Annotated in this window: 9 protein-coding genes and 1 pseudogene; 6 read left to right on the forward strand and 4 right to left on the reverse strand. The window is 30.7% G+C overall.

Annotated elements, in window-relative coordinates:
• Positions 1-192, forward strand: a pseudogene (locus ACIQ56_RS10675) (hypothetical protein); the annotation flags it as partial.
• 31 nt (positions 193-223) lie between these two features.
• Here ACIQ56_RS10675 and ACIQ56_RS10680 read toward each other — a convergent pair.
• Together ACIQ56_RS10680 and ACIQ56_RS10685 are read right to left on the reverse strand one after the other, a co-directional pair.
• Positions 224-937 (reverse strand): YggS family pyridoxal phosphate-dependent enzyme, encoded by a 714-nt coding sequence (locus ACIQ56_RS10680; RefSeq protein WP_397601044.1) that lies wholly within the window; start codon positions 935-937, stop codon positions 224-226.
• A gap of 33 nt (positions 938-970) precedes the next feature.
• A complete protein-coding gene (locus tag ACIQ56_RS10685; protein WP_397601045.1) occupies positions 971-1,582 on the reverse strand; it encodes a Maf family protein in 612 nt (203 codons plus the stop codon).
• 115 nt (positions 1,583-1,697) lie between these two features.
• On the opposite strand from ACIQ56_RS10685, the gene ACIQ56_RS10690 reads away from it, so the two are divergent.
• The 5 genes from ACIQ56_RS10690 (at position 1,698) to ACIQ56_RS10710 (ending at position 8,313) form a co-directional block, all read left to right on the forward strand.
• Positions 1,698-4,640, forward strand: a complete 2,943-nt coding sequence (locus ACIQ56_RS10690) for an Hpt domain-containing protein (protein ID WP_397601046.1) — start codon at positions 1,698-1,700, stop codon at positions 4,638-4,640.
• Positions 4,621-5,241, forward strand: coding sequence for a chemotaxis protein CheW (locus tag ACIQ56_RS10695; RefSeq protein WP_397601047.1), 621 nt, complete (start codon positions 4,621-4,623; stop codon positions 5,239-5,241). Before ACIQ56_RS10690 ends, ACIQ56_RS10695 begins: the two co-directional genes overlap by 20 nt.
• Positions 5,210-5,560 carry a hypothetical protein gene (locus ACIQ56_RS10700; RefSeq protein ID WP_397601048.1) on the forward strand — a complete coding sequence of 117 codons (351 nt, stop codon included), beginning with the start codon at positions 5,210-5,212 and terminating at the stop codon, positions 5,558-5,560. The genes ACIQ56_RS10695 and ACIQ56_RS10700 overlap by 32 nt, the downstream gene beginning before the upstream one ends.
• Positions 5,557-7,119, forward strand: coding sequence for a hypothetical protein (locus tag ACIQ56_RS10705; RefSeq protein WP_397601049.1), 1,563 nt, complete (start codon positions 5,557-5,559; stop codon positions 7,117-7,119). Before ACIQ56_RS10700 ends, ACIQ56_RS10705 begins: the two co-directional genes overlap by 4 nt.
• A 72-nt stretch (positions 7,120-7,191) precedes the next feature.
• Positions 7,192-8,313 (forward strand): SprT-like domain-containing protein, encoded by a 1,122-nt coding sequence (locus tag ACIQ56_RS10710; RefSeq protein ID WP_397601050.1) that lies wholly within the window; start codon positions 7,192-7,194, stop codon positions 8,311-8,313.
• Between the two features lie 6 nt (positions 8,314-8,319).
• Here ACIQ56_RS10710 and ACIQ56_RS10715 read toward each other — a convergent pair whose 3' ends face one another.
• Both ACIQ56_RS10715 and ACIQ56_RS10720 read right to left on the reverse strand, forming a co-directional pair.
• Positions 8,320-8,787, reverse strand: a complete 468-nt coding sequence (locus ACIQ56_RS10715) for a hypothetical protein (RefSeq protein ID WP_397601051.1) — start codon at positions 8,785-8,787, stop codon at positions 8,320-8,322.
• A gap of 17 nt (positions 8,788-8,804) precedes the next feature.
• Positions 8,805-9,230, reverse strand: coding sequence for a hypothetical protein (locus ACIQ56_RS10720; protein ID WP_397601052.1), 426 nt, complete (start codon positions 9,228-9,230; stop codon positions 8,805-8,807).
• Positions 9,231-9,330 lie beyond the last annotated feature (100 nt).

A 9,330-nucleotide genomic window follows, 5' to 3' on the forward strand; every position in this document is an offset into this window, starting at 1 on the left:
ATTATCGATCTTTTATCAACAGAATTCAAAGACGTAACAGTTATTTTTTCAATACATTTGAAATCAAAACTTCTTTCTATTTGCGATGATGTAGCACGTTTTGATAAAGGAATTTTACGGAGAGCTGCAATTGAAAAATTGAATTATGCAATTATAAATTCACAAGTAGATATTTCAGAACTGACAAAGTAAACAGAGATTAAAATGTTTTTTTGAAAGTAATTTAAGATTTAATTCTATCCCCAAAAATAGCAGTACCCATTCTTAACATAGTGCTTCCACATTCAATAGCCAATTCATAATCAGAGCTCATTCCTAATGAAATAATTGGTTTTTGATTGATTGGATTATTATAATAAAGATTCCATAATTTATTTGAATTTTCAACGAAATTAAAATACAAATCTTTTCTTTTAAGATAATCTATTTCAGCTGGGCCAATACCCATAAATCCTTTCAGTGAAAGTTTTTTACTTTGTGAAATAAAGTCTAAAAGTTCATTTGTTTTTTCAATTTGTATTCCCGATTTATTTAAATCATTCATATCTATTTGTAATTGAATTAATATATTTAATTTCAAATCGAGTTGTGATTTTTTTTCGATTTCTTTTGCTAAAGATAAACTATCGAGTGATTGTAAGCAGTGAACTTTGTCATTAATAAATTTGGCTTTATTATTTTGAATGTGTCCAATAATATGCCATTTTAGATCAGATAATATTGGTGATAAAAAATCGCTTTTCTTTTGCCATTCTTGTATATAATTTTCTCCGAAATGAGTTAAACCATTCGAATAAGCTTCTTGAATTTTATTCGCTTCATGAAATTTGCTTACGGCAATGAGTTCAATATCTGTTGGCTTTCGCTTGTATTTAATGCACAATAAATTTATTTTATTTTTTATATCCATGATATTGTTTTTTAAAAATTCTGACATTTTTAAAGCCTTATTTAAATATTTTGCATTACTTTATTGATCAAATGAACTAAAAGATTCGACACCAGCAAAATATTTAAGATCCATTAATACTTCACTTAATGGCAATCCCATTACATTTGTATAGCTTCCATTAATACTATGTATAAATCCCATTGCTTTTCCTTGAATCCCATAAGCGCCTGACTTATCAAATGGTTCTTTTGTTTTAATATAAGAATTAATTTCATTTTCGGATAGAACACGGAATGTAACAAATGTTTCGACAATTCTTGAGATGAGTTCTTTATTATTTTGAAAAATACAATAACTACTTAACACTAAATGAGTGTTGCCAGATAAATTTTGGAGCATTTCACGTGCTTGATTTTCATTTAAGGGTTTTTCAAGTATTTTATCTTCTTTAGTAACGACAATCGTATCTGCGCTTAAAATAAATTCATCTTGATTATATTTTTTACAAACAGCTAGGCCTTTTTCTTTTGCATTACGTTGTACATATTCATGGCCTCCTTCATTTATTTTTGGTTTTTCGTCAATATTTGCAACATTTATTTCAAATGGGATCCCACTGGCTTGAAACATTTCTTTTCTTCTCGGTGAGCTACTTGCGAGGATAATTTTTTTATTTTCTTTGCTTATCATAAAATACCGCCAAATCCTTAACTCTAAAAAAGTACATACGCAGTTATTGCGTTTAAAATAACAATATATGGCATAACTCATTTTATACCAATAAGATGCTTTTACGGGGGATAGAGTGTTTCAAGGCAAACGATTTGCTTCTATTCTTACACCTGAACAGACAGATTCAGGATTAGCGGAAGAGTTGAAAAATGAAGCAACTGAATTATACGAGAGATTAGCGGCTCTTTGTCAGGGGTTTCAAGAACATCTCATCGCAAATGAAGAGGTTCCTTTAGAAGAAAGTCAAGAGTTATTCAGAACTCTTCATACTTTAAAAGGACTATCCCAAATGGCAAATCTCACTGAGATGGTTGCCATGGCACATGCCGTTGAGGATTATATTGAATTTGTCCGTTCTGAAAAAGTAAAACTCGTTAAAGAAGTAATTGAACTCGTCTCCGATGCGCAAAATGTGTTTGAACAAGTTTATAAAGCCTATCCAAAGCCGATCGATCCTGATGTCTTGATGGAAGCGGAAAGAATTGTACATGAATTTCACGCAAAATCCGATTTTGTAAAAAATGGAGGAGCTCCTTCTGATGCAGCGCCCGCAGAGGCGGCTGCTTCCGAACCCGCTGCAGAAGGTGCCGGAACGGTTTCAAACTCAAACGTTGTAAGTGAAGAAGAAAATGCGTCTTTTAATAAATTCACAACTCGAGTAGAAAAACTTTTTGCCATATTTTTTAATGACGCCAAATATAAAACATTAGAAGAATTAAAAGCAGGTCCACAGGTTGATAATATTTCAAGAGTTGGTGATTTTGTTCTTTATAGAGCCTCTCCTACTGGGTCTTTAATTATTTTCGCAGCTGAACTCGAAGCTTCTACCTTAAAGGGTGTTGTGGAAGCTGATGTCGTCGAACTAGATAAAAAAGATCCCAATTGTTTGAAAAAAATTGGTCCTCCTTGGGATGCTCTTGTTTTTTCTGCAGCAGGTGGTAGCGCAACTTCCTCTGCCCCAGCAGCTACAGAAGCCCCTGCCGCCGCCGCTGCTCCTGCAGCAGATCCTCATGCGGGAGGTGGTGCTGAAGAAGAACCAGAAGAAGATTTTGATACGAAAAATTTAGCAGGTGGGGATGGATTTGAAAAACCGGATCTCGATCCTGAAATGTTGCAAGACTTTCTTTCTAATGCAGATGATTTAATCGAGAATTTAAGTCAATCTATGCTTGATCTAGAAGGGAATCCTGAAAGTAAAGATGCGGTTGAAAGTATCTTTAGAAATGCTCACACGATTAAAGGAACATCGGGGATGTTCGGCTTTCGTGCGATTGAAAAATTAACCCATAAAATGGAAAATTTATTTGATCGTATTCGTAAGGGAACACTTACTGTTACCCCTGCATTAATGGACGGACTTTTTTTTGGTCTTGATCGTATTCGCAGTATGTTTGAAGCCATCAAAAAAAATCAATCTTCAGAACAACCCATCAATGATGCTCTTACAAAACTTCGTATCGGTTCCATGGCTGGAGGCGCTAAAAAAGCAGGAGGAGCCGCACCAGTTGCAGCGCCTCCCTCTGCTTCTGCTCCCCCTGCCGCCGCCGCACCAGCTGCAGCAGCTAAACCTGCAGATAAGAAAAAACCAGATGAGAAAAAAGCAGATGAGGCGGGCGGCACAATTCGTGTTGACTTAAAAAGATTGGATAGTCTTGTTAACTTAGTTGGTGAACTTGTAATAGATAGAACAAGATTTGCAAGAATAGAAGAAGAATTAAGAGGGAATGGAAATAGTGAACTTGGTCATTCCATGAGTGAAAGTGTTTTATTATTTGGACGTCATATGAATGAAGTTCAAAGCATTATTATGAAAATTCGAATGGTTCCAGTTGGGAATGCATTTTATAAGTTTACAAGAGTTGTTCGCGATTTATGTAGGCAAATTGGTAAGGAAATTGATTTGCATATCATTGGTGGTGAAACGGAACTTGATAAAACTTTAGTGGAAGAAATTGGAGATCCTTTAGTACATTTAATTCGTAATAGTGTTGACCATGGTGTTGAACTCCCAGATGACAGAGAAAAAATAGGAAAGAGTAGAAAAGGAAATATTCATTTAAAAGCAAGTCAAGATGGAAATATGATTGTCATTACCATTCAAGATGATGGTAAAGGTTTGCAAATTGATAAAATTAGAGCAAAAGCGATAGAGCGTGGTTTGGTCAAAGAGAATGACCACATGACGAATAAAGAAATATTTTCTTTAATTTTTGAATCTGGTTTTTCCACAGCAGAAAAGGTAACAAACATTTCTGGCCGTGGTGTTGGTATGGATGTTGTTAAGAAAAGTATTGTTAAGTTAAAAGGAATTATTGAACTTGATAGTGAATTAGGTAAAGGAACAACAACAACAATTAAACTTCCTTTGACTTTGGCTATTATTCCTAGTCTTATGGTTGAAACAAAAGGTGAGAGTTACGCAATTCCACTTGTAAATGTAATAGAAAGTATTCGGATACGTCCTGAAGATGTTCAGAAAATGGGTAGTGCTGACTTTGTTAAGTTAAGGGATCGAGTATTACCTTTATTAAAGTTAGCAGATGTTTTTGATCTTCATGCCATGAGTGATTTATTATGGTATTCTGTAAATGACATTCAGAGAATAAAACATCACGATGAAAATGATGGTGCCGAAAAAGCAGCAAATCCTTCTCGACCTTCTACAGAGTCACAACAAGTTCAGCCAGCAACTAATACACCTCATAATGGAGAAGGAAAAACAACTTCTGGTGGTCATAATTTTTCATTTCGAGTGAGGCATACAAAGCCGAGAATTATTTTTGTTGTTGTTGGTGTTGGAGAAAAAAGAGTTGGTGTTGTTGTGGATCAATTACAAGGACAACAAGAAATAGTGATTAAGTCTTTAGGCAGGTTAATGGGTAAAAGAAGAGGAGTCGCTGGTGGTTGTGTCTTAGGTAACGGTCGTGTTGCACTTGTGCTTGATGTTGGCGAGATAATAGACGATTTTTCACAATCAAAATCGGGGTATCCAAATCGTGCTGCAGTACCAAATTAAAAAAATATATTTTTTATCTGGTGACGGAGCTGCCACTCAGGTTCAGTTACCTTATCAAGATGATACTTCCAATGCCAATGGTTACATTAATGATGTAACTGATGAAGGGGTGATTCAAACTCCAGGCATTCAATACATTGGTTTCAAATTACACAAAGAAGAATTTTTATTACCAATGTCACTTGTTCGAGAAATTATCATGTTAACTACGATTACTTTCGTACCTGGCGCTAAATTTTTAATGGAAGGTATCATTGCTCTTCGTGGTGAAATTATGCCTGTTTTAAATTTAAGACGTTTTTTAAAGTTTGAAAGAGGTAAGGCAGATTCTACGACACGGGTTATTATTTTACAATGTGAATATGGTGGTTTTGGTGTTATTGTCGATGATATTACCGAATTTGTAAGGTTACAACCGACAGAAGTTGAATCTATTCCCCAAAACTTTTTTCCAGCTGAATATCGGATATTAGCTGGGGTATCTAGAGTTGGAGATAGAATTCGTGGTATTATCGATCTTGAAAAAATTGTTGCTGAAATGACTTTCGATCTAAAAGAGGAATCTGAAAATGGTGAAGAAGAATCTTCTTCAGATCATTAAAATAATTTTGTTGTTAACACTTGTTTTTTCATGTGAAAAAAAAACTAGGATTGTTGAAATCAAACTCCTTATTCTTACACCAAATAATTATTATGATTTTCCGGTAGTACTTTCAGGGAAAATATATGATGTAGGACCAGGTGGTTTATGGTTTATTTTAGAAGATAAAACGGGATATATTCAAGTAACAACAGAAAATATTACAAGTAGCATTCAATGTATTCAAAAGGGAAATCAAATTTCTATTTTAGGAAAATTATTGCAATTTAAAGGCCATAAATATTTTTCTTACTCATCAATGCTGAGGTGTGGTAATTGAAAATATTCATATTCATATTAACTATTTTATTTACATTGTCTTGTAGTAAAAATTCTTCAAAAGAGGGTAAGCAGTATTTTATATTTTTAGGAATTCCAAATAAAGGTGTTACTTTATATAAAGTTACAAAAAATAATAGCAATAAAAAAATTTATTATCCTTTAATGAGATTATCAACGAATACAAAAATATTATTACCCATTGGAATCTATTTATTAGCAAATGAATGTAGTTCATATGAATTTTTTAATGATGGTGCAAAAGAACAAAAAGTTGTTTTAAGTAAAGTGAGTTTGCAATTTCATAATAAAAATAAGAATGATTCAAATTCTAATCCTATAAATGGAACTGATAATAATTTTCGTTTTGAAAATTTAGTTGGAAATACTTATAATAGTTTTTGTTATGATCCGTTAGATGGTCAAGAACATTGGTTTACCAATAAATCAGAATTTGATATTTTGCCTGGGAAAAATGTAATTTCCATATCAGGAAGAGATATTGAACTCAATCTTCAACCTTCATTATTTTCAGATAAAAAAATTTCTTTATGGCCTTTAACTCTTTCTTCACCAATAAATACAGATTCTAGTAAATATTTTTCGCTTCCATTAGATTTATCTCCTAAAGAAAAAAAATTCGTTATTTCATCTCCAGTTAATGGAACAATATGGTTGCAAAGCGGAAGATATCAAATTGAAGTTAATGGAAGTAAAAAAATAATAAGCATAAAAGATTTTTCAAATTATGAAATAAAGCTTGGCGTGATTAGAATTGTTTCTCCTAAAAACTTTCCTATTGAAGAAAGATTAAAAGCAGGAGGACAACCTATATTTGCTTATATCAATGAAAAAGTTTTATTTCGATTAAATACAGATTATCCCGCTTTTCCAGGAAAATATAGAGTTACTTTAGAAGGTACTGAAATTGAAAAATATGTGGATGTATCCGAAAATCAAGTAAGTGAAGTAAAAACAAGGGGAGCATTAGTGATATCTCCTCCTTGTTTAGAAAAATATGATAAATGTCATCCTCCTTCTCGGATTACAATACATATCAATCGAATGCCTTTTGTTCTTATGACAGTTATGACGGATATGCCTTTTCTTGTATTTGATCAAAAGTATGAATATGGAATTGAAGGAATTAAAGGAATATTTAAAAATTTAAATGCTTCTGAAGATTCTGTTAAAACAGATAAATTAGGTCGAGTTAAAATTAAATGGGAAATTCGTTATACTTCGGGAAATATTAAGACTGATTTTGTTAGATTTGAAGCTAAAAATGGGAATGTATTTGGCAAATCGATTGATCTCATGTTTTTTAAACCAGATGAAATTTACCTTCCTGAAGGAGATTTTTGGCTTAGTTATTTTGTAGGAGATCAAAATTTAGTTTTACCAAAAACGAAATTTGACCTTTCCTTAGCAGGAGGAGCAACAAAGGAAATTGTTGTTCCGATATATACACAAAAAGCTCCTGATGGTCAGTTATCAGAGAAAAATAAAGATAGTTCTGCATTTTCAACAAAAACAACATTATCTCCTATCAAAGATTAAATAAAATCTTTTTTTTATGAAAAAAGAATGTTAATTAAAATTGTAAATATTTTATTGATGATTTGAGGGTCTATGAAATTTGACAATATTTTAAAGGAAATGTTTTCTAGGGTTATTTTTCAGCTTTACAAAGATTACGATCATATTTGTTATCAATATAAAATAAAACTAAAGAAGCCATTGATTATTATTCAAGATTTATCAACAACATGGGGAACTTGGAATTCTCAAAATAAAATAATAACCCTTTCTTCTAAATTAATTTCTGATTACTCATGGGATATTGTTTTAAATATCTTAAAACATGAAATGGCTCATCAAATCGTTAGTGAAATATTTTTAGAAAATGAAAATCATGGGAACTATTTTCAAAAAGCTTGTGATCTTATAGCTGTTCCAAAAGAATATCGAAAATCAACATTAAATATGGATGATAAAATTTCGCATTGGAAAAACTCAAACTTCGAAGCTGAAGATCAAAATATTTTAAGAAAAGTAGAAAAATTATTGAGTTTAGCACAGTCAGCAAATGAAAATGAGTCTTTATTAGCAATGGAAAAAGTGCAAGAAATTTATTCTAAATATAATATCAAACGAATTCAAGAAAATATAAATTCGGAATATTGTACTTTAATTATAAATTTTAAAAAGAAAATCGTTCCAAGTACCTATATTTATATTTCTTCTTTAATTCAATCCCATTATTTTGTAAATGTGATATATTCCGATTTATATGATCCATTATCTGATGAATCTCATAAAATCATAGAAATAATTGGAACAAAACAGAATGTTTTAATGTCTGAATTTGTTTTTTATTTTTTAAAAGAACGTATAAATACGTTATGGGAAAATTATCAAAAAATGAATTCAGTCCCCAATCGATATAAATTATCCTACCAAAAAGGGATTTTAGATGGATTTCAAAATAAACTAAATAAAATTCAAAAAGATAAAACTAAAAACTTAAATTTGAATGAAATAAATAAAAATGAAATAACTCTTATTTTGCAAAATGAAGATTTAAAATTAAATTCTTATACCAAAAAATTATTTCCAAAATTAAGTAAAAAAGGGGCTACTTCAAATAAAGTTTATACTTCTTATTTTGATGAAGGAAAAAATGAAGGTAAAAAAATAAATTTAAATAAACCAATGAATGAAAGTTCTAATAAAAATTTTTTATTAGAATAATTGAATTTAATATTTGTTGTTTAATGGATTTGTAAAATCCCAGTTGCTGCAAGGTAATTTACTATAAGTATTTTCATAGTTTAAAAATTCAAAAGATTCGCTTGAGTAATTAAAAAAGGGATAAAAGGAAAATCCCCAAACTTTCATATTTAAATCATTATTTGTTTTTATAACTTTATAATAATAATCTAATCTTACAATTGAGGTCAAGTGAGTTGCTGGAAATTCTACGATATCAACACAAAAGGTATCGCCAGCAATTAAATTCATTTTATGTTCACTTCCTACATCCATTAATGATGAGCAGCCATATTTTGAACAAACCGTTCCTACAAAAACGGTTCCAAATACGAATTTAACATGAACTTGATTTAAAGATTCATTATGATTTGCGTAACAAAAGCTTTTGAAAAAATAAGAACATATTAGTATGAATATAAATTTTGTAATTAATTTTGTTTTTATGTTAAACATAAAATTCTTTCTTCTTTTTAATTTGTTAAAAATATTTTTTCATTAGAAAAATTAAATTCATAGCAAGATATATGGATGTCTGTTAATTTGTAATTTGTCATACGGATTGATTTTGAATAATTAAACCTTGGGGAATGAAATGAACCCCAAAAATTTATTTCAGATAATTCCTCTTCATCAATGACTTCAAACAAGAAATCTTTGTATATTCCCCAATATAATGGATTGTATCCCGCATTTAAACTGACACAAATTTTATCTCCACTAATAAGGCCAGTCTTAATACCTTTTGTTTGTAAGCAGCCATACTTTGTACAAATCGTTTGTGAACGAATTATTTCTGGATAAAAATTAACAATCACATTATTATCTTTAGAATTTTTACTAAATTGACCTGCATAAACAGAAAAATATATCATTGATGAAAAAGATAATTTAATCATTAATGCCAGTTAAGAGTTGAGAAAGATATTGTGAAGATTGAAGAAATAGCTCCAATTTGTTAGTTAATTGTTGCTTAAAAAAAAGTAACAAAGGAGCTAC

Source organism: Silvanigrella sp., assembly GCF_044369315.1.
GTDB lineage: Bacteria > Bdellovibrionota_B > Oligoflexia > Silvanigrellales > Silvanigrellaceae > Silvanigrella.